25 protein-coding genes are annotated in these 20,350 nt (G+C 55.9%); 10 read left to right on the plus strand and 15 right to left on the minus strand.

The annotated features are described in order from the left end of the window. Positions 1–153: 153 nt before the first annotated feature. The 8 genes from DOU50_RS05230 to DOU50_RS05265 form a co-directional block, all read right to left on the minus strand. Complete coding sequence (locus tag DOU50_RS05230) at positions 154–663, minus strand: lysozyme (RefSeq protein WP_148768955.1); 510 nt, start codon at positions 661–663, stop codon at positions 154–156. After that, a complete protein-coding gene (locus DOU50_RS05235) occupies positions 647–868 on the minus strand; it encodes an HP1 family phage holin (protein WP_023309247.1) in 222 nt (73 codons plus the stop codon). The genes DOU50_RS05230 and DOU50_RS05235 overlap by 17 nt, the downstream gene beginning before the upstream one ends. Beyond that, complete coding sequence (locus DOU50_RS05240) at positions 859–1,062, minus strand: tail protein X (protein ID WP_148768956.1); 204 nt, start codon at positions 1,060–1,062, stop codon at positions 859–861. The genes DOU50_RS05235 and DOU50_RS05240 overlap by 10 nt, the downstream gene beginning before the upstream one ends. A gap of 178 nt (positions 1,063–1,240) precedes the next feature. Continuing rightward, positions 1,241–1,681, minus strand: a complete 441-nt coding sequence (locus DOU50_RS05245) for a DinI-like family protein (RefSeq protein ID WP_024906437.1) — start codon at positions 1,679–1,681, stop codon at positions 1,241–1,243. Positions 1,682–1,790: 109 nt separating this feature from the next. Further along, entirely contained in the window at positions 1,791–3,980 is a 2,190-nt protein-coding gene (locus tag DOU50_RS05250; protein WP_148768957.1) for a replication endonuclease, read from the minus strand. Between the two features lies 1 nt (position 3,981). Next, on the minus strand, positions 3,982–4,203 hold the full coding sequence (locus tag DOU50_RS05255; RefSeq protein WP_048028939.1) for a TraR/DksA family transcriptional regulator: 222 nt from the start codon (positions 4,201–4,203) through the stop codon (positions 3,982–3,984). Then, complete coding sequence (locus DOU50_RS05260) at positions 4,203–4,430, minus strand: DUF2732 family protein (RefSeq protein ID WP_148768958.1); 228 nt, start codon at positions 4,428–4,430, stop codon at positions 4,203–4,205. The genes DOU50_RS05255 and DOU50_RS05260 overlap by 1 nt, the downstream gene beginning before the upstream one ends. A gap of 68 nt (positions 4,431–4,498) precedes the next feature. Beyond that, the gene (locus DOU50_RS05265; RefSeq protein WP_024906434.1) at positions 4,499–4,837 is read right to left on the minus strand and encodes a DUF5347 domain-containing protein; all 339 of its coding nucleotides are present in this window, start codon (positions 4,835–4,837) and stop codon (positions 4,499–4,501) included. 227 nt (positions 4,838–5,064) lie between these two features. Between DOU50_RS05265 and DOU50_RS05270 the strand changes: the two genes are divergently transcribed. The 6 genes from DOU50_RS05270 to DOU50_RS05295 all read left to right on the plus strand — a co-directional run bounded on the left by DOU50_RS05270 (position 5,065) and on the right by DOU50_RS05295 (position 9,263). Then, positions 5,065–5,640, plus strand: a complete 576-nt coding sequence (locus DOU50_RS05270; protein WP_024906433.1) for a phage repressor protein CI — start codon at positions 5,065–5,067, stop codon at positions 5,638–5,640. 271 nt (positions 5,641–5,911) lie between these two features. After that, the gene (gene tssD, locus DOU50_RS05275) at positions 5,912–6,403 is read left to right on the plus strand and encodes a type VI secretion system tube protein TssD (RefSeq protein ID WP_048991077.1); all 492 of its coding nucleotides are present in this window, start codon (positions 5,912–5,914) and stop codon (positions 6,401–6,403) included. A 12-nt stretch (positions 6,404–6,415) separates the two neighbouring features. Continuing rightward, positions 6,416–6,778, plus strand: a complete 363-nt coding sequence (locus DOU50_RS05280; RefSeq protein WP_071994439.1) for a tlde1 domain-containing protein — start codon at positions 6,416–6,418, stop codon at positions 6,776–6,778. Next, entirely contained in the window at positions 6,775–7,242 is a 468-nt protein-coding gene (locus DOU50_RS05285) for a hypothetical protein (RefSeq protein WP_061716450.1), read from the plus strand. Before DOU50_RS05280 ends, DOU50_RS05285 begins: the two co-directional genes overlap by 4 nt. Before the next feature lie 211 nt (positions 7,243–7,453). Further along, positions 7,454–7,888 (plus strand): hypothetical protein, encoded by a 435-nt coding sequence (locus tag DOU50_RS05290; RefSeq protein ID WP_048991070.1) that lies wholly within the window; start codon positions 7,454–7,456, stop codon positions 7,886–7,888. Between the two features lie 205 nt (positions 7,889–8,093). Then, a complete protein-coding gene (locus DOU50_RS05295; RefSeq protein WP_148768959.1) occupies positions 8,094–9,263 on the plus strand; it encodes a DNA repair protein in 1,170 nt (389 codons plus the stop codon). Here DOU50_RS05295 and DOU50_RS05300 read toward each other — a convergent pair whose 3' ends face one another. Continuing rightward, positions 9,264–10,028 (minus strand): siderophore-interacting protein, encoded by a 765-nt coding sequence (locus tag DOU50_RS05300; RefSeq protein WP_148768960.1) that lies wholly within the window; start codon positions 10,026–10,028, stop codon positions 9,264–9,266. Between the two features lie 147 nt (positions 10,029–10,175). Between DOU50_RS05300 and DOU50_RS05305 the strand changes: the two genes are divergently transcribed. Continuing rightward, positions 10,176–10,670 carry a PadR family transcriptional regulator gene (locus DOU50_RS05305; protein WP_090418780.1) on the plus strand — a complete coding sequence of 165 codons (495 nt, stop codon included), beginning with the start codon at positions 10,176–10,178 and terminating at the stop codon, positions 10,668–10,670. Here the strand turns inward: DOU50_RS05305 and DOU50_RS05310 are convergent. Next, complete coding sequence (locus DOU50_RS05310; RefSeq protein ID WP_148768961.1) at positions 10,667–12,226, minus strand: methyl-accepting chemotaxis protein; 1,560 nt, start codon at positions 12,224–12,226, stop codon at positions 10,667–10,669. The genes DOU50_RS05305 and DOU50_RS05310 overlap by 4 nt on opposite strands. 336 nt (positions 12,227–12,562) lie before the next feature. Beyond that, positions 12,563–14,083 carry a PAS domain-containing methyl-accepting chemotaxis protein gene (locus DOU50_RS05315; RefSeq protein WP_032650310.1) on the minus strand — a complete coding sequence of 507 codons (1,521 nt, stop codon included), beginning with the start codon at positions 14,081–14,083 and terminating at the stop codon, positions 12,563–12,565. 435 nt (positions 14,084–14,518) lie between these two features. On the opposite strand from DOU50_RS05315, the gene ygjG reads away from it, so the two are divergent. Further along, a complete protein-coding gene (ygjG, locus tag DOU50_RS05320) occupies positions 14,519–15,898 on the plus strand; it encodes a putrescine aminotransferase (protein ID WP_048992627.1) in 1,380 nt (459 codons plus the stop codon). Positions 15,899–15,934: 36 nt separating this feature from the next. On the opposite strand, the gene DOU50_RS05325 is transcribed toward ygjG, so the two are convergent. Beyond that, a complete protein-coding gene (locus tag DOU50_RS05325) occupies positions 15,935–16,537 on the minus strand; it encodes a helix-turn-helix domain-containing protein (protein ID WP_032650312.1) in 603 nt (200 codons plus the stop codon). A 42-nt stretch (positions 16,538–16,579) separates the two neighbouring features. Between DOU50_RS05325 and DOU50_RS05330 the strand changes: the two genes are divergently transcribed. Together DOU50_RS05330 and DOU50_RS05335 are read left to right on the plus strand one after the other, a co-directional pair. Beyond that, positions 16,580–17,266, plus strand: coding sequence for a B3/4 domain-containing protein (locus DOU50_RS05330; RefSeq protein ID WP_061716447.1), 687 nt, complete (start codon positions 16,580–16,582; stop codon positions 17,264–17,266). 12 nt (positions 17,267–17,278) lie between these two features. Further along, complete coding sequence (locus tag DOU50_RS05335) at positions 17,279–18,127, plus strand: dihydrodipicolinate synthase family protein (protein WP_148768962.1); 849 nt, start codon at positions 17,279–17,281, stop codon at positions 18,125–18,127. Between the two features lie 65 nt (positions 18,128–18,192). Here DOU50_RS05335 and lsrG read toward each other — a convergent pair whose 3' ends face one another. The 3 genes from lsrG to lsrB all read right to left on the minus strand — a co-directional run. Then, positions 18,193–18,486 carry a (4S)-4-hydroxy-5-phosphonooxypentane-2,3-dione isomerase gene (lsrG, locus tag DOU50_RS05340; RefSeq protein ID WP_003862606.1) on the minus strand — a complete coding sequence of 98 codons (294 nt, stop codon included), beginning with the start codon at positions 18,484–18,486 and terminating at the stop codon, positions 18,193–18,195. Beyond that, on the minus strand, positions 18,483–19,370 hold the full coding sequence (lsrF, locus tag DOU50_RS05345; protein ID WP_061716445.1) for a 3-hydroxy-5-phosphonooxypentane-2,4-dione thiolase: 888 nt from the start codon (positions 19,368–19,370) through the stop codon (positions 18,483–18,485). The genes lsrG and lsrF overlap by 4 nt, the downstream gene beginning before the upstream one ends. 11 nt (positions 19,371–19,381) lie before the next feature. Then, positions 19,382–20,350: autoinducer 2 ABC transporter substrate-binding protein LsrB (gene lsrB / locus DOU50_RS05350; RefSeq protein ID WP_148768963.1), on the minus strand; the 969-nt coding region annotated here is incomplete at its 5' end.

Consider the following 20,350-nt stretch of genomic DNA (forward strand, 5'->3'; position numbering starts at 1 on the left):
ACAGGGACAGCTGCTGGTTAAGCGTGGCGAGGGCCGTTTTTTGCTCGCTGGCGACCCGGTTGGCCGTGGCTAAAGAACGGGACAGGGTCTGGTTGTCATGACGAAGCCACAGCGCGATCGCCAGCAGTCCGGCCAGCATCAGCATGAGGACTCTCATGGCAGCCCCTTCATGCACCAGGCCTGCTCGCGGACACGACGGTTTTCCAGCCCGGTATTTTTGACGCCGTTGACGTACACCCAGCGGGTAAGCTGCCCGCACGCCTGTGACCACTGTTTACGTTTGATAAAGGAGACCAGAGTCGAACGGCAGGCGGCGCCTGCGCCGACGTTAAAGGAAAAACTCACCAGCGCGTCGTAGACCCGCGGCGGCATCTCCACCGGCGCGCACGCCGCCAGACGACGCTCAACGTTGAGCACATCAGCGACCAGATTTACCGCGGCCTCACGCTCGGTAATGTCCCGCGTCGGCACGACGTTTGCCGTGTGACCAATGCCTGACGTCCATACGCCAGCGCTGCACCGGTAGGGCGAGAGGCGACATCCTTCGAGATCGGCAATCAGCGCCAGCCCCTCCGGGGAGGTTTTTAGTAATCGAAAGTCAGGCATCAGCACCGCCAGGGCCAGCACGCCGGCGACGCTGCAACGCTTAATGATTGAGTTCACGAATGCTCTTCTTATCGAGGCCCAGAGACTGGAGGTAGCGCCAGGTTTTGCGCTTAAACCAGTAATTCGTCAGCGCGGTAAAAATGGCGCAAAGGCTCCCCACGTACAGCGCAACCTTTTCAGGAGACATCGCCCCGAACCAGGCCAGCGCCACGGCCAGCCAGTAGGCGATCACCGTGGTGATTTTCTCCAGGCTCAGTCCCATAGGTTTACGGATTCTTTGGTGGGGGCGCTATTCACCTCCGGCATCTCTACCGGCGTGCCGTGAGGCAAAATAACGCCTAACTCCGCGAGGCCAGGATTGGCCTTCAGAACGGCTTCTACGACGCCAGCCGTGCGCCCATAATAGCGGGCGCAAACGGCATCAAGCGTGTCCCCCTGCATTGCATAGATCTTCATCAGACGCTCCCAACATCCGGTTACCAGGTACTGTAGAGTTTCCCGGGCCGGCGGTCTTTTCGCTATCGCTGACGGATGGACAATCTCGGACACAACAGACCGTCCACAAGCAGCGAAGCGTGGGTCGACGAAAGCGCAAAATCTGAATGAGGGTGTACGTTCGGGCTATGACGCTGGGCTAACGCCAGCTCTCGTCTTCCCAGACTTCCCGGAGAATATTATCCAGCATTTCGCGATCGGCCTCTCCTTCAAGCCCCTGGAGCTCGACTCCCGTCACCGATCCTATTTTCACGCTCACCCGCGATGACGGAAACAGGGATCGTATTCTGCGGGTCAGTTCGCACTGAAAGGCTTCAACGACGGCATGGCCAATCTGCTGATCTTTATCGAGCGTAATGTTCACCCGAACGTTACCCTCTTTTTTGATTCGTTCCGGAACAGGCGATGCTGAGAAAACAACGGTAAATGCGTTGTTCTTGATTAAATTTCCCCGCGCAATCTCAGCAATCAAATTCAGGGCAATCTCACGATCTCTTTCCTGACATGTTCCTTCTGTCGTCAGTCGCGCAATCATCTCGACGCGTTCAATCATGACCTGCTCGTTCAACTCTCTGTCCACACAACCTCCACCACGAGATACTGTATAAACATACAGTAGCACGTATTCATAAAAAGAGTGAAGCGAAAAATCAGAACCCTTCACGGTATGTACATGATATGGATGGAGATTAGCGGGCTCTCTGAGCAAAGAGATCCGTTAAATAGCCAATACGTTCAAGGATTTTCCGCGCCTTGTGCTGATAAGAACGCGCTGCCGGAAAGAGCGATCCGTCAGCTGCGCCTCTGCACCATTTGTCGTTAAAGCGGCTAACGCCGCCAGCCATAAGATGCAGGGCCTCTCCACGGCTGATGGCGATTCCGGTGGCGAGCCGTATCTCATCGATCACCTTCTCCGGAACCCCGTTCTGCGGGTCGCTCGCGAAGACGATGGGCGACGACGCGCCAGGGCGGATGAATTTGATGCGTTCGGTTAACGCCCGCCTCGCACGCCTGCTGAGGGGTTGAGAAAGATCGGTCTGCGTACAGTTATTGACAGAACTCCGAGAGGATACAGGTGCGTCCTTAAGATCCGCGGCCCGCTTTGGCACAATTTTCCACTGCGTGAGTCGGGTTATAATTGGGCTGCCCGCGCCAACGGCAGAATCGTACACGCCGCGGATGCGGACCGTTTCCTCGCCGTACTGGTTAAACCCGGCGCCCGGCTCATACAGGGTGCGCACCTGTAAATCATCGCGACGCACAAACGGGCCGCCCTGTGCAGTAACGTATCCCGCCCAGTCGCCGGCGTCGGCAGCCTCATGGACGGCAGCAAACTCGACGCTCAGACCGCGCGCGGCCTCGGGATCCGCCAGACGTCGCAGCTCGCGGTAGACCGTTACCGGCGCGCCGCCGATAAACTGAAACTGGCGAATGTGCCAGCGCCCCGCCCAGGCCGACACGGCGGACGCCGTCTCCTTCAGCAGCCCGCCGCTTTCGCTATCGGTCTCGCCATCGAGCGCATAGCCGTCGATATTCTTTGAGATGTATTTGGCAATATAGCCGGTAGCACTGCCTTTCTGCGGATCGATCGCGTCCGCGTGAAAGCGCGCCTGTCTGGCGCTTTCGCTCTGCAGCTCAGCGGCATCCTCCTGCCGCGCGTAGTCCCCGAGAATCCGGCGAACACATTCGACATCTTCCGGCAGCATAAACATCAGCATGTGCCAGTGGGGCGTACCGTCATGATGGGGTTCCGCAACGCGGATACCGAAAATACGGATCCCATCACGGTGGAGCTTTGCGCGGATGCGCGCCCACAGCCGGGTGAGGTAGCCTTGCGTCTCCGCCGGACTGGCCCCGTTCCACTTCGCGTTGGGGTAACCTGATTTCAGCGTCGCGTGATACTGCGCGGGCGCGGTTAAGGTATAGAACTCGCCCACATAGCCCAGCGCCTCACAGATATTTTCAAACCCGCGAATGCGGGTCATCAGTTCACAGCGTCGTATCGCCGGGTTGGCCACCGAGCTATCGAATTTTTCAATCAGGCTAATGCGGTTGCCCTCTTCATCTTCCAGCTCCATGCCCTTGAGAAATTCGCGGGTGCGGCGCTTCTGCTCGCGCCACTCGGTCACGCAGCGTTTGCTCGCATACGCCGTTCTCCGTTTGCTGACGTTGCCGAGGGCAATCTGCAAATGCTCGCGCCAGGCAGCCGCGACCCGACGCAGACGTCCGCGCCACCACGCCTCGGAAAACATGCGTATCACCGCCGCGGCAACGTCATCTTTGTCGAAACACGTCTTCGACACGCGCTCCCAGTGCGGAGGCGACACGTTGAACTGCCGGGCGATCAGTCCGGCGCGCTGATACCAGACGTACAGCGTCTGGTATTCGCCCATCTCAGCATCGTTAATATTCGCCAGCTCGCCGCGAATAAAGCTGGCGATATCGGCGGCCAGCAGGTCGATGTCCGCGCGGGACATATCCGGCAGACGGTTATAGCGGGCAACCAGTTCGACCATTCGCGAGGCAAGGTACTGCAGAAGCTGGGTATCGAAATGGCCGTCAAACACGGCTCGGGAGACTGCTTCATGCAAACCTGCGCAGGCATAGCGTTCAGAGACCCGCCGCAGGCGAGGTAACATTCTTTTGCAGAAGCGGATCAAAAAGGCGTTAGCCTGCGGGCTGCCACGATGCTGTTCGAGGGCGTCAACCGCGCGCCAGACCTCAAAACGCACGCAGTCAGGCTGCTGTGAAAGAGCCATTCTTGCCTGCTTCAGCGCCGCGAAGAAGCGATCGCGGCACTGCTGTTGGGCATGGGTGAGATAAGGGCTGGCAATGGCCGACCGTGGGGCATTCCACGGATAAGCAAATGACGTCGCCAACTCATCCTCCCCGGACGTGTTTATTTTTCATCTCTGCGATCTCCTGGCAGGTTACGCACAGGGCTACGCCGGGCACCGCCATACGGCGCGCCTGCGGTATTGGAGCCTCACACTCCTCGCAGAAGAAACGCGAAGGCGATGCGGGTCGTCTGCGGGCGCTATTAATGTGGCGCTCTCTGTCTTCCTGCTCGCGCGCCTGGGCAAGATCGATAAAATCGGCCATCAGTGCAACTCCTGGGATTCACGCTCGTAGCGAGCCGCTTCGTGGCACAGCAGTTCGGCAACGTCCTCTCCGCTCATACTGGTTTTGTAGATATGGCTCGCCAGCGCCTCCAGGCGCAGGGAGACCGCGAGGGCTCGCGCGCATCGTTCCTCCGTTTTTGCCTCTGCCAGCAGGCGTTTCAGTTCTTCACTTCCGATCGGATAAGGGCGGTTTTCACTGTTTCGCATCACGCGTTCTCCTTAAATTCAGGCAAAAGGATGCCCGGCGGGTTTACGCCATTAGTTTTTGGGTTGGGTTATATCGGCATGGTCAGCCGTTCAGGAAATAAACTCACAACAGCACGAAAATGGTTCATGGCGTTAATCAGCGCCCGTTTCTCTTCGGTCGTCAGCTCGCTGATATCGCACTCATGCCGGGCGACGGGCAATCTCGCCAGGAAAAAGAGGGCGGCCAGCGCCCTGCAGTTCTCCTCAAAACAGGGATCGCGCTTATCGCGCAGCTCGGCCATAAACCGCGCCAGCTCTTTTCCGCTATCGCTCCCGTATCGGGCGCGCAGTTCAGCGACGTGGTTAAGCCCGTTAAGACGCGCTCCCACGCTAAGTGGAACCCTTGCACGGGCAGCTTCTATCGCCATATCACCCCTCGCATAAATTCACGCACGCTAATGTGCTGAAAACGGGTGTAGCACGGTTTTTTCCACCGTTTGATGATTGCGATTTCAGAAGCCATGCTGCATGATTCCCATTTTGATACTGTCTGCAATCATTAGCCTCTGTTTGCCAACGTCTGCCGCTGATTGCGCGAATTTGTAATGATATTAATACCCAATTGAGTATTAGTAAACACCCAAAGGAATATATTTTGATCTTAGATTCTCAAGTGAATAATGAAGAGTTACTCGATAGAATCTGTCAGGTATATGGTTTCACGCAGAAAATCCAGCTGGCCCGGCACTTTAATATCGCCGCCAGCTCGCTTCAGAACCGCTACGCGCGCGGTACCGTCTCTTACGACTTTGCGGTTCAGTGCGCGCTGGACACCGGCGCGAGCCTTCGCTGGCTGATGACCGGCCAAGGGGCGCAGTTTGAAGGTCACCCCGTGCCGGGCGATCCCGTTTCAGTTTCGACATTCACACTCAGTGACGGGAGACTGGAAGAAAATTCCATTTTGAGTATCGACTCTGCTTTCTTTAGCAAACCGCTGGCGCGCGGCATCGCCGTCCGGGCGGAGGGGAAGCTGCACTTTATCGAAAAAGACGCATCGTTAACCGACGGCCTGTGGCTGGTTGAGATTGAAGGCACCGCCAGCATCCGCGACCTGACGCTGCTGCCGGGTAAAAAACTTCACGTGGCGGGCGGCAAGGTTCCGTTTGAGTGCGGTATCGACGAGATTAAAACGGTAGGGCGTGTGGTGGGGATCTATAGCGAAGTAAGCTGAGGATGTTTCATCCCCCCCTCGTGGCTGTGGATCTGCCGCAAGATAAACCGATACAGAGAAGCGAATTATATGTCCGTATAATTCGCTTCTCTGTTCTTGTTTAATCAGGCTTATAACACTCATAAAAAAATATATATTTTGAAATTATATTTTTTATTACTTCATTCAACCAATGAATGCATGTAACTGTAGTGACACGAAATATTACAAACAGAAAAATCATGAAGGAGTAAGGTCAGAGAAATTAATTAAATAAATGGAGTTAACCAGAATGGCTATACCAGTTTATCTCTGGCTTTACAGCGAAGAAGGGAAACAGTTAAAAGGTAGCGTTGATGTACATAGACGCGAAGGTAGCATTGAAATAACCGGACTGTCACACGGCGTAGAGATACCTACAGATGATTACTCCGGAAAAATAACAGCCACACGCCAACATTCTCCCTTTGTTTTTACAAAAGCGCAAGACGTCTCAAGTCCTTACCTTTATCAGATCGTTAGTACGGGAAGCGTTCTTAAATCTGCTGAGCTAAAATTTTATCGAATCAACCACGCAGGGCAGGAAGAAGAATATTTTAATATTTTTATGGAAAATGCACGTATTACCTGCATTGTGCCTTATATGGAAGATGTGAAGGATCCCGACTTCACACATTATGATCATATGGAAGCCATAGAAATGACATATGAAAAAATAACATGGAAATATCTGGACGGTAACATTGTCCATTCCGATAGCTGGAAAGAACGCAGCGCGGCATAAGGGGAATAGCTCATGGCATGGACCTACTACCAAAGTACCGGTGAACTGTGGCATAAAGGTAAACTTATTGGCACAGGGTATTCCGGAAACCTGACAAACAAAAATAATCCAGACCGTCAGCACGTTAAGGGGATGGGACCATTACCACGCGGAACGTATCGCATAGGAGGCCATACATCCTCAAGGGGGCCAATGACAATTAACCTCAAACAAACCTCTGGTGAGAGCTATGGGCGATCGCTGTTTCGCATCCATGGTGAGAAAAAGGCACCAGCCATTCCTGGTTTTGCATCAGAGGGCTGCATTATCATGGGACCTCACATTCGCTCTAAAATAATTCTTTCGTCAGATCGTACGCTTGAGGTAGTTCGTTGAAAAAGTACGTGTTTTCTCTAATTACCTGCATTCTTACGGCTTCCTGTATAGCGTCAGAGAGTGACTGGATAACCTATATTAAGCTGGTGTCCAGCGCTGACATGGCAGCTATTCAGGCATTACCAGCGAAGATTAAAAGCACTGGTGATAATCTGGATGACGAGCATGCTGAACAGTTGGCGACCGCCATCAGCATGGCGCTTATCCGCGCCCCAGAATTAGTGCTGAATGTCACCAATCAATTTGAGTTGAACCCAGACCCTTTACAGCAACGGTTTGGAACCACTTTGATATGTAGCATACCGATGATGATACACAGCACTAATGCGGAGGTTGAAACCTATTTAGCAAAGGCTAAACCAGCATTGGAGAAAGCGGGCTCCCCAGCAAGAGAATGCTTAAGCAATATGCTCGATGTAATCAATGAGGTTAAGCAAGAAAAGGATAAGGACTCAAAACGTTAGCATCATATTATAACAAGCGCTCTTCTGAGCGCTTAATCTTTGAACCATTAAATAATAAACTACATATCACTCCAGTTTATCCAAAAATAAAAGAGCACATGGCTAAATCCTCCCTTTCAACCATCACCGTATCAAATAACAGCGGCTGCTCGGCTATGAGTGCGACGCAGAAATTTGAAAATATCTATATCCCACCGGGAATGAACTTGATATGAAAACGATGCAGCTGTTTTTGATTATGTTAGTGATATCGCACGTGGCTTATGCAAATGACTGTACTTCTGTTGAAGAAATGGACAAGGCAGATAACGCAGCCTCTGCCATTCAGGACTGGCAAGGCATCCATTCTTTTTACAAAAATTACAGACAGTGTGATGAGGGATATATCGCAGAAGGGATATCAGCGACTATTGTCGGGCTGTTAGCCAACAACTGGAAGACCTCCCATCAACTCATGCAGCTATCTGTAAACGATCGCGCTTTTGAGTCATGGATGATTAATCACATCGATACGACCACGAACGATCGCGAGCTCGATAAAGTCGTGAGAAACGCCACGGATAGCTGTCCCGAAGGCGGTAAAGCGTTCTGCAATCAGATTGAGAATGCCGCACAAGGCGCGTTGAAGGAACTGCAAAGCCCATAGCCAAGAATGGTTTCACAGGTAGAGCAGGAAACGGAGCTATCCTCACCCTCCACCTTACAGGCTCCTGCTCACTTCCCCACGTCACAAACTGCAAAACTAAAGAAATCCCCCATCGCGCCGATCATCATCCGTGTGTATTATTTCCTGTAGCTTTTACAACAACTAACCTTAACTCAAATACTTAAGCGCCAAAGCGAAAGGCATCATGAGCACACCGATCAAACGGCTAGAAATCATTAAAAATGCCATTGAACTGGAAGATGACGACATCATCCAGAGCCAGCTGACACGCCTGAAAAATGAAGCGTTTGACGATGAGCTACAGGCAATCGTCGTGGCGCTTGAGGAGAAGAACTACACCGCGGCCATGGCGGCCATTACCGCCTGGCTGCAGGGCCAGCGCGCCGTCACCCCGTGGCGCGACCCGCAGGTGGCCGCCAGCAAGCTGGAGCTGAAGGCGCTGGAAGAGCGTCTGCGCGATCTGATTGACCGCCGCAACGCCCGCGTGCAGCAGCTTGATGAGTTTAACGATCTCTATTTTTCCCGCCTTGGGCCGCTGATGCAGCAGATCCTCGCCCTGCGTAAAACCCTGGCGGAGCTAAACCTGCGTCGTCAGCAGGCGGAAGCGCGTCGTCGCGAGGAAGATTACCGTCGCTGCCAGCACTATATGGCGCAGGCGGTAGAGGTGCTGGCGACGCTCACCCAGCGCTGGCGCGATCTCCCGGCCGATTCCGTACAGGCCGCTGAGGCGCGTAAGCATCTGGAACAGCAAAGCAATCTGATTGCCAACCTGCTGGCCGAAGCGCTGGAGCTGGAGAGCGGCTTAACGCGCGAAGAGGAGCCTGCGCGTCAGGCGCGCGACGAGGCGAACGAAGAGTACGACAAGTATCGCGAGCAGCATCATGATGCCGAAGTGCGGCTGCGCAAAGGTAAGCATCTTTCGGAAGAAGACCAGAACGAACTCAAGCGTCTCTGGCGGCAGGCGAGCAAGCTCTGCCACCCGGATCTGGTGGCGGACGATCTGAAAGAAGAAGCCAACAGCATGATGGTGCAGCTAAACCAGGCGAAGCAGCGCGGCGATGTGAAAGCCATTCGCTCGCTGGTGGCCCGTCTGCAACAGGGCTTCGAGCCATTGATGGCCAGCGACAGGCTGAACGATCTGGAACGTATCCGCAAAAAAATGGCGCAGGTCCGCGAGCAAATCGACATTTTAGTGAACGAGCTGGCGGAACTGGAGAAAGAGGAGTCCTGGCTGCTGGTCTCGTCGCTCAACAATATGGAAGCGTACTTCGCTCAGCAGGAGAAAGCGCTGCACGAGGTCCGCGCCTCGCTCGAACATCAGGTGAACGAAGCGCAGCTGGATTCCGCCGCCTGATTATTTGGCGTGCCAGTATGCGCTGGCACGCACCAGCTGCGGGTCAATCGCGTCGGTTTCAAACTGACGGCTCAGCGTTTTCACCACCTTCCCTTCTCCGGTCAACCAGATGAAGTAGTCTTCCCCCGGAACGGTCAGCGCCGCCAGGTGGTCTGCAACCGCCTGCGCGTTGTGGCCCACCACCCAGGTGATATTGAACCCGCTCAGGTGCGCCAGATAGTCTTTATAAGATTCGTCCCCGACCGTCACGACCACATGAACCTCCGGGCGAACCGGCAGTTTAGCAATGCTTTCTAAACGTCGACGCAGCGCGGGCATACCGGATTCATCGCACACGTACAGCTGCCAGGCGTAATCGTCCGGCACCACCAGCGAACCGCGCGGGCCGCCGATGGTCAGCGTGTCGCCCGCTTTCGCCTCGACCGCCCAGCTGCTGGCAATGCCGCCGTCATGAATGAAGAAATCGAGAACCAGCTCATGATTTGCCTCATCGTAGAGCGGCGTATAGTCGCGCGCCTGCGGACGCACGCCGTCGCCCCAGTCGATGCCTTCATCGGTGACCACCGGCGGCGTAAACGTCATCCCGGGTGCCGGGAAAAAGACCTTGGTATGGTCGTCGAAACCGCGGGAGCTAAAGCCCTCCAGCGCCTCGCCGCCTAAAACAATGCGCTGGAAACCCGCGCTGGCGCGCTCAACGCGGAGCACCGTCAGCTCGCGAAAACGCAGGTCATTACGAACACGCTGTGGATAACGGGTAGATGCCATTTTTAGACCCTTTGCTGGTGAATACGATATATCTAAATCAATTTTCAAATGATAATGATTACTAATAATGAAAAATGCAAGATCTTTTAGATTGCATCTGAATATATCTTAGATATAGTTTAGATATATCAAATTAAAGGACCTGTTATGCGACACGAACACGACAGCGGCGGGCGCCGACCGCGCTTTTTCGGCCACGGCGATCTGCGGCTGGTGATTCTGGATATCCTGACCCGTAGCGCGAGCCACGGCTACGAACTGATCAAAGAGATTGAAAACCTGACCCAGGGGAATTACACCCCGAGCCCAGGCGTCATCTACCCAACCCTGGATTATCTTCAGGATCAGACCTTTATCACCATTACGGAAGAAGAGAGCGGACGTAAGCGCATTGCGATTACCGCAGAAGGACAGCGCTGGCTGGATGAAAACCGGGAACAGCTGGAACAGATCCAGGTGCGTATCAAAGCGCGCAGCGTCGGTTTTCAGCTGCGCAAAAACCCGCAGATGAAGCGGGCGCTGGATAACTTCAAAGCGGTGTTAGACCTGAAGGTGAACCAGGGAGAGCTCAGCGACGCGCAGCTTAAGCAGATTATCGGCGTGATTGACCGCGCGGCGCTGGAGATCTCCCAGCTGGATTAAGCCGGTGCGTGCTCGCTCACGCGGAAGACGCGTACCAGCTCTTTCAGGTGCATCGCCTGTTCGTTAAGCGATGCCGCCGCAGCCACAGACTCTTCCACCAGCGCGGAGTTCTGCTGGGTGGTGGCATCAATCAGGCCAATCGCGCTGTTAATCTGCGAGATACCTTCCGTCTGCTCGTGGCTGGCCTGGCGAATTTCCCGCAGAATCACGTCCATCTCCTCCACGTTGCCCACCATCCCGTTGATCAGCCCACTCGCTTTTTCGACAAGGTTCATCCCGTCCTGGGTCTGGCTGGTGGAGCTCTCAATCAGCTCCCGGATTTCGCTGGCAGACGACGCGCTCTTCTGGGCAAGCTGGCGAACCTCACCGGCCACCACCGCAAAGCCGCGTCCGTGCTCGCCGGCGCGCGCCGCTTCCACCGCCGCGTTCAGCGCCAGAATGTTGGTCTGGAACGCAATGGCGTCGATCAGGTCGATAATGTCGGACATCCGGTTCGATGTTTCGTTAATCAGGCGCATTTTGCTGGTCACCTGCTTCATCATCTCACCGTTGTTTTTGACCACCGTGGCGGCATCGGCCGAAAGGTTGGTCGCTTCCCCGGTATGCGAGGCAGTATTTTTCACCGTCGCTGTGATCTGCTCCATCGAGGCAGCGGTCTGTTCGACAGAACTTGCCTGCTCTTCCGTGCGCGCGGCCAAATCCTGGTTCCCGGCGACAATCTGCGCGGCTGCGCTGGAGATATTCTCCGAGCCGGTTTGCACCTGCTGCACAATGTCCAACAGTCGCGTCTTCATCTCCATCAGCGCATGCAGCAGCAGACCCGTTTCGTCTTTGCCGTGCGGCGTGATGCTTCCCGTCAGATCGCCCTCTGAAATGGCTTTTGCAAAATGCACCGCCTCGCCGAGCGGACGTGTGATAGCGCGCACGATAAACCAGCCAATCAGGCTGCCTGCCACGACGCTAAAGAGCGTGATCAGGATCAGCAGCAGGCGGTTAGACCTAAAATCTCCTTCTACCTGCGCCCCTGCACTCTGCATCTCGCTGTTTTGAATCGTAATCAGCTCCTTCACCTTCGCTTTATAAGCCTGCTGCACGGCGAGGGTGGTGGTCATCATCTCCTGAATAGCGCCCGCACGATTGTTGTTCTGCACCGCCTGCAAAATGCGGTAGCGCGAGTCCAGATACTGCTGGCGCACGCTGCGGATATCCGCCAGCACCTGCTGAGACTTTTGATCCTGCAGCGCGTTGTTCAGCTCGCCGAGGATCACCGTGATGTGCTCGCTGATCTCTTTCAGGCGCTGCTGAGATTGCCCCGTGTAGGTACCCTGCTCATCCAGCAGCATCAGCTGTTGCGTGCTAATAAATTCCTGGAAGTTATCGATTAACTGGTTCGCTTTTACCGTGGTCGGATAATCACTGGTAATAATGGATTGCATCCCGTTACTAGCCCGGTTCAGACTCAGCAGAGACAGGCTCGCGCTGATCGCCATCAGGACAATAAAGAATCCAAACGCCAGAAATAATTTCGTGCCGATCTTTACGTCATGTAAGAACATATTTTCTCCATCGATGTGATTATTTCTCAGACGATCGCTGTTATCGGTAACGATTTCGCTAACTTTATGAGTTTGATCGTTTTTTTATTTCATAACCGTCACAATGGATAGGTAGAGACTATTAATATTGCTCCATCGATCGTTACCAGACCACCAGATGGGTATTTTTCAAAATAGAGTTCTGAATAATTGACTTAGGCAGGAATAAATAACTGAAGCACTTTCTTTAGTTATTTAATATGAACTTAACAATAAAATACATTAATAGTCACAACCAGAAAATAAGAAGCCGTTTATTCCTTACGGAATAAACGGCTTTTCCGGGACATTATTGACTCAATGGAGCACAGTCACCGCATCCTTAAGGCGTCCGGCGCGATGCTTCACCATCGCAGAAATGTGGGCGCTCTCCTCGACCAGGTCGGCGTTTTTCTGCGTGATGCTGTCGAGTTCAGCCACCGCGCGGGTCAACTCTGACAGTCCGGTTGCCTGCTCGGAGGTCGCGTGGCTGATCTGGGCGATAAGCTGCGTCACGTTTTTCACCTGCACAACGATATCATCCATCGTACGGCCTGCGGCGTGTACCTGCTCAGAGCCGGACTGCACCTTGCTGGCGCTGGCATCAATCAGTTTACGAATATCATTCGCGGCACTGGCGCTGCGGCTGGCAAGATGGCGGACTTCGCCCGCGACCACGGCAAAACCTTTGCCCTGCTCGCCTGCCCTTGCCGCTTCAACCGCCGCGTTCAGCGCCAGAATATTGGTCTGGAAAGCGATATCGTTAATCAGAGAGGTAATCGAGCCAATTCGCTGCGTGCTGTCGGCAATGTCATCCATCGTTTTAACGACGGTCTGCATCGCGTTGCCCCCTTTCGTTGCCGCGCTGCTCGCGGCCACGGAGAGTTTGTCCACCTCGGCGGCGGTTTCGGAGTTACTCTGAACGGACGCGGCCATCTGGTTCATTGTCGCGACGGTCTGCTGCACGTTCGCGACGGTCTGACGCGTACGATCGTTCAGATCTTCATTCCCCTGCGCCAGCCTGTCGCTGCCGTCACGGACGCTCACCACTTGGCTCGACACGTCATTGATCAACCAGCGGCACATCAGGCCCAGTTGCCCGACCGCACGCAGCGTCAGCCCCAGCTCGTCGCTGCGGTTCAGGTGCTGCACGCTGTTGCGCTCGCCGGTGGCGACCTTCAGCGCCTGTCGCGCCACATTCTCTATCGGGCGGACAATCTGTTGCTCAAACAGCAGTGTCCCCAGCAGCATTACCAGCGCGGCTGCGGCAAGCGGCATCCACCCGGCGGAGGTCGCGACCAGCGTGGCGGCGAGTACGGCAAAGAGCACCGCCATCACGCTGCGCACGCGCCAGCGCAGCGGCATTGCCGGCAGTTTGCCCAGCCAGCCCTTTCCGACCACCAGCCCTTTATGAATACGTTTTTTACAGCGCCCGTCGTTCAGCGCCCGGTAGAGCGGCTCCACGGCGGCAATCTCTTCCGCTGTGGCTTTGGTACGAATGGACATATAGCCCGTCACCTGCCCGCGGCGCACCATCGGTACCGCATTCGCACGCACCCAGTAGTGGTCGCCGTTTTTGCGCCGGTTTTTGACAATCCCGCTCCACGGCTCGCCCTGCTGCAGCGTGTACCACATATCGGCAAACGCGGCTTTTGGCATATCGGGATGGCGTACCATATTGTGCGGCTGGCCCGTCAGCTCATCGAGCTGGTAGCCGCTCACCTGCACAAAGGTGTCGTTGGCGTGGGTGATGTAGCTGTGGACGTCTGTGGTAGACATTAAGGTGGTGTCATCGTCCAGAGGATATTCATTCTGGGTGACATAGGTTGGAGAGGACATCGTGGGCATCCCTTGCAGGTTATTTGAATGTTAATTTTGTGGGTCAATGTTTTTTCGGCGGTAAACAATTTATCTTTAGTTGTTAAACTTGATGGAGATCGCAGATTTGACTTAAACCATACTTTTTGTACGATTTTTTAATTCATTGATTTCAAATACTTTCGTAAAGAAATTACCTGTAAAGCATGACCCGTTAACGCCCACTTAAGTTGCAGCGAATGCACTTCTTTAGTGCAGCTGCGCGTTTCCGTCCTCATTTATCCTCTCTTTCCTGTACCGCTAAATCCCGTTTCGGTTGCTCCGGCATGATTAAATATTGTGCAACATTATTTTAACCTGGCGTTTATCCCGATTTTCGTTAAGTCATCTGAAGTGGCGTAATCCCTGCAATACTTAACTCAGTATCATGTGATACGCGATCCCCGGGAGCACATTTTGAACAGGTTACCTTCCAGCGCCTCGGCTCTTGCCTGTACCGCGCACGCACTGAATCTCATTGAGAAGCGAACGCTCGATCATGAGGAGATGAAACAACTTAACCGAGAGGTCATCGATTACTTTAAAGAGCACGTCAATCCAGGGTTTCTGGAGTATCGCAAATCTGTTACCGCCGGCGGGGATTACGGAGCCGTAGAGTGGCAAGCGGGAAGTCTGAACACGCTTGTCGACACCCAGGGACAGGAGTTTATCGATTGCCTGGGAGGTTTTGGAATTTTCAACGTGGGGCACCGTAATCCAGTTGTGGTTTCCGCCGTACAGAATCAACTTGCGAAACAACCTCTCCATAGCCAGGAACTGCTCGACCCGCTTCGCGCCATGCTCGCGAAAACGCTGGCGGCCTTAACGCCCGGCAAACTGAAGTACAGCTTCTTTAGCAACAGCGGCACGGAATCGGTCGAAGCGGCGATTAAACTCGCCAAAGCGTACCAGTCGCCGCGCGGGAAATTCACCTTTATCGCCACCAGCGGCGCGTTCCACGGGAAATCCCTGGGCGCACTGTCTGCTACCGCCAAATCCACCTTCCGCAAACCGTTTATGCCGCTGCTGCCGGGCTTCCGCCACGTGCCGTTTGGCGACATCAACGCCATGCGCACCGCGCTGAGCGAATGCCGCAAGACCGGCGATGACGTGGCGGCGGTGATCCTGGAGCCGATTCAGGGCGAAGGCGGCGTGATCCTCCCTCCGCAGGGCTATCTGCCCGCCGTGCGTCAGCTGTGCGATGAGTTTGGCGCCCTGCTGATCCTCGACGAAGTCCAGACCGGGATGGGGCGCACCGGCAAGATGTTTGCCTGCGAGCACGAAAACGTGCAGCCGGACATCCTGTGCCTGGCGAAGGCGCTCGGCGGCGGCGTGATGCCGATTGGCGCGACGGTGGCCACCGAGGAGGTCTTCTCGGTGCTGTTCGACAATCCGTTCCTGCATACCACCACCTTTGGCGGTAACCCGCTGGCCTGTGCGGCCGCGCTGGCGACCATCAACGTGCTGCTGGAGCAAAACCTGCCCGCGCAGGCGGAGCAGAAAGGCGACATGCTGCTGGACGGCTTCCGTCAGCTAGGCCGGGAGTATCCGGACCTGGTGCAGGACGCGCGTGGGAAAGGGATGCTGATGGCGATTGAGTTTATTGATAACGAAACCGGCTACAGCTTCGCGAGCGAGATGTTCCGCCAGCGGGTGCTGGTGGCCGGAACGCTCAACAACTCGAAAACCATCCGCATTGAACCGCCGCTGACGCTGACGATTGAGCAGTGTGAGCAGGTGCTGAAAGCGGCGCGTAAAGCGCTCGCAGCGCTGCGGGTGAGCGTGGAAGAGGCGTAATCAACGCCGGGTGGCGTTACGCTACCCGGCAGTTTTTTATCGGTGAAACTCCGCCACCGTCATGGTGAAGCGAAGCACGGTATCGCTTTCATTGGCGTAGCCGTGCGACGCTTCCGTTTTCGCCACCGCCGACGCACCAGCGTTAACCTGGGTCACCGCCTCATCCACCGTCAGCGTTAACACGCCCTCGTTTACGTGCAGCAGCTCAAAGGTTCCCGCCGGGTGCCCCGGAGAGGTAAAACGTTCTCCCGGCTGCATCTCCCACTGCCATAACTCAATCATGTCAGGTCCCGCGGTACCCGCCAGCAGTCTGGCGCGTCCACCCAGCGCGCCCTGCCACAGCACCGGAATCGCCTCTTCTTCGATAACATGTACCAGCGGCTCGCTGGAGACGTTGACGATATCCGCCACGGAGATGCCGAGCGCGGCGGCCAGCTTGCACAAAATGGCGATACTGGGATTGGCTGCGCCCTTTTCGATCTCCACCAGCATCCCTTTGCTGACGCTGGCGCGGCGGGACAGCTCGTCCAGCGACAGCTTTTTCTCTTTACGCCAGTTGCGGATGCGGTTCGCCACGGCCAGGCTTACCTGGGCAACATCGGCACCCGAATCAGTCATTATATTGACTTTATCAGTCATTGGTCACTACCATGGTATAAAACAGTCAATACAGGATTATTTATGTCTCTCGTTACGCCGTCAATAGATTCGCGTCTTGCCGGGATTGCCCCAGGCTTTCGGGCGCTGAGCATTCTGGTTGAAGCTGCGCCGATTACTCACCCGGAGGTAGCGCCCGCCGCGCTGGCGCAAGCCTGCCAGCAGATGTTGAATGATGATGTGCCGTGGGCTGATGCACACCTTTCAGACTGGGATGAGGTGTTTAAAGCCTTCGGTGCGAAACCGAAACGCACGCCCTGCTCGGCGACCGCCCTGCGTAAGCGGGTGCTGAAAGACGGTTCGCTGCCGTCGCTGGATCCGGTGGTGGATATCTATAACGCAGTGAGCATTCGCTATGCCATTCCGGTGGGTGGGGAAAATCTCGCGGCGTACTCGGGTGCGCCGCGTCTGACGCTGGCCGACGGCAGCGAGCCGTTTGATACTTTAAAAGAGGGACAACCAGTGGTGGAACATCCGGAACCAGGCGAAGTTATCTGGCGCGACAATCTCGGCGTCACCTGCCGCCGCTGGAACTGGCGACAGGGGGTGCGTACCCGTCTGGACAGCCAGGCGCAATCTATGTGGTTTATTCTTGAAAGCCTGCCGTCGATGCCGCTTGCGGCACTGGAAGAGGCGGGAGAAGAGCTGGTCAACAACCTGCAGCGGCTGATGCCGGGGGCCACGGCTCAGGTTAAGATGCTGACGCTGTAAGAGGACAACACGATGTTTCACGGATTAAGCGCTTTTCCGTTAACCCCCCTGAAAGAGGGGACGTTTGACGAGCAGTCCTTCATTAATCTTCTGCGCCCCATGGTCGACGCTGGCGTGGATTCTCTGGGCATTCTCGGCTCAACGGGAAGCTATGCCTATCTTACCGTAGAAGAGCGCGGTCGGGTCGCACGCTGCGCGGTGGCGCATGCTGATGACATTCCGGTCATCGTCAGCATTGGCGCATTACGGCTGGACGATATTCTGCGTCTGGCTGACGACGCGCAATCGGCAGGTGTCTCCGGCTTGCTGCTGGCGCCCGTGTCGTACCAGCGATTAACGGAAGACGAAGTGTTTAATCTCTATGAAACGGTGACCCGCCAGATCTCCGTACCGCTGTGCATTTACGATAATCCCGCCACGACCGGTTTTTCGTTTAGCGATGAATTGTTATTTGCCGTCGCGGCCCTGCCGAATATAGGCTCCATAAAGCTTGGCCGCGTGCCGGAGGACCTGTCGCAGGTACGGGCTCGTCTTCCTGATACCGTCACGCTGGGTATCGCCGGCGACTGGCGAGCGGCCTCCGCCCTGCATGCCGGGTTTGACGTCTGGTACTCGGTGCTCGGCGGATTGTTCCCGCAAACAGCGCTGGCGATTGCGCGTTCGAAAGAGACGGCACACTCCGAGCGGCTGGAGCCGCTGTGGGAATTGTTCCGTCGATACGGCAGCTTGCGGGTGGTAGCGGCAGCGGCAGAAATGCTGGGGAAAGTGGAAACACCCGCGCTCCCCTTCCCGCTTCAGGCTATTCAGGGTGAGCCGCGCGAAGCGCTTGCTGCGATACTTGCGGATCTGGTGCTGGCCTGAACAATGCCGGGTGGCGCTAACGCTTACCCGGCCTACAAAATCAACACAACCTCTTACCCGTACCGTTACTCCGGCAACAACCCCACAAAACTGCGTTTCTTACGTGGCTCCGACATCAATTCCTCAAGCTTATCCACGCACGCCAGATAGTGCGGCGTTTGCTTATGCGCCAGCACCGCCTCTTCGTCTTTATAGGCCTCGTAGATAAAGAACCGGGTTTTCACCCGCGGATCCTGCAAGACGTCAAAGCGCAGGTTTCCCGGCTCCTTGATTGCCCCCTCGTGGTTGGCGCGGAATACCTCCAGAAACTCGTCCACCCGCTCGGGCTTAATGTTGATTTCAACCAGCGTCACGTTCATTTTGCTCCTCCCTGTTTCTCTTCCTGCCAGAACTGGAACGCATCGCGGGCGTTCCAGTTCTCGTGAACCACTTTTTTCACCGCCTTCAGCATGGCGAGCGGCGCGCTGGACTGGAAGATGTTGCGCCCCATGTCCACGCCGGATGCCCCCTGATCTATCGCACGCCAGCACATCTCCAGCGCCTCGTGCTCCGGCAGCTTTTTGCCCCCGGCGATGACAATCGGCACCGGACAGCTGGCGGTCACTTTTTCAAAGCCCTCGTCCACGTAGTAGGTTTTGACGAACTGCGCCCCCATTTCGGCGGCGATGCGGCTGGCGAGCGAGAAATAGCGCGCGTCACGCGCCATCTCTTTACCGACCCCCGTCACCGCCAGCGTCGGCATGCCGTAGCGCGCGCCCGCATCGACAAGCTTGATGATGTTGTTGATCGACTGATGCTCAAACTCACTGCCGATGTACACCTGCGCCGCCACCGCGCAGACGTTCAGGCGCAGCGCGTCCTCCATCGCCACCGCCACGCACTCGTTCGACAGCTCGCCCAGAATCGAATTACCGCCGGAGGCGCGCAGCACCACCGGTTTGTTCGTGGCGGCTGGCACCTGGCTCCTGAGGATGCCGCGGGTGCACATCAGCACGTCGGTTTCACCAAACAGCGGCGCGATGGAGAGATCGATACGCTCAAGGCCGGTGGTCGGCCCCTGAAAGTAGCCGTGGTCAAAGGCAAGCATCACCGTACGGTTGCTCTTAGGGTTGAAGATGCGTGCCAGGCGGGACTGCATGCCCCAGTCCAGCGAGCCGCAGCCCTTCAGCGTGAACGGCACGTTGACCTGCGGCGTGCCGATGCCAAAATCCTTACCGTCTTTGATATCGTCTAAATCAGCCATTTGCTCCCCCGTCAGAAATCGTATTTGCTGATGTTCTCTTTGGTGAACACCACCCGCTCCGGCAGCAGCACGATGCCGTTGCCCTTCGCCTCATACTGGTAACCCTGCACGCTGTTCGGCTCGACCTTCAGCGCCCCGATATTTTTTACGTCCACGCTGTCGCCGACGTTAAGATCGCCTTTTTTCAGCAAACGATCGGCGACATTGACCGCAATTTTGCCCTGTTGTACGACATCCCACAGGCCGAAGGCTTTTACCGTGCCGCGCTCAACGTACGGACGCATCACGTTCGGCGTACTGAACCCGACAATCGCCACCCCTTCGCGCTTCAGGTTTTCCGCCGCCTGCGCAGCGGCCGGCAGCGCGTTGGCATCCGGGGCGATGATCGCATCCAGATCCGGATATGCTTTTAAGATCCCTTCGGCAGTTTGCAACGATTTGGTGGCGTCGTTATAGCCAAACTGGGTAGTGACGACCTGCCACTGGGGATGATCTTTCTCGATTTTGGCCTTCGCCTCTTTCACCCACTGGTTCTGGTCGGTGACGGTGGGGCTGGAGTAGAAGAACGCCACTTTGGCATTCGGTTTGGTGACCTGCTTGCCCGCCATCTCCACCAGCAGGCCGCCCAGCTGTTCCGGCGTTCCCTGGTTGATATAGATGCTGCGGCACTCCGGTTTGGTGTCGGAGTCCCAGGTCAGGACCTTGACGCCGCGCTGCATCGCGCGCTTGAGCGCCGGGCAGAGGCCGTCCGGCGACACGGCGGAGACGATGATGGCGTTATAGCCCTGGTTGACGAAGTTATTGATCAGCTGCACCTGGCCGGAGACGCTCGGCTCGGTCGGGCCGTCGTAGGTGACGTCCACCCCAAGATCTTTCCCCGCCTCTTTCGCGCCGTTGCCGCCGCTGGTGAAGAAGCCCACGCCCACCAGCTTCGGGATAAAGGCAATGCGGTCCGCCGCCTGCGCCGAGGCGAAGCTGAG

This window comes from Enterobacter sp. C6 (genome assembly GCF_008122455.1).
GTDB lineage: Bacteria > Pseudomonadota > Gammaproteobacteria > Enterobacterales > Enterobacteriaceae > Enterobacter > Enterobacter pseudoroggenkampii.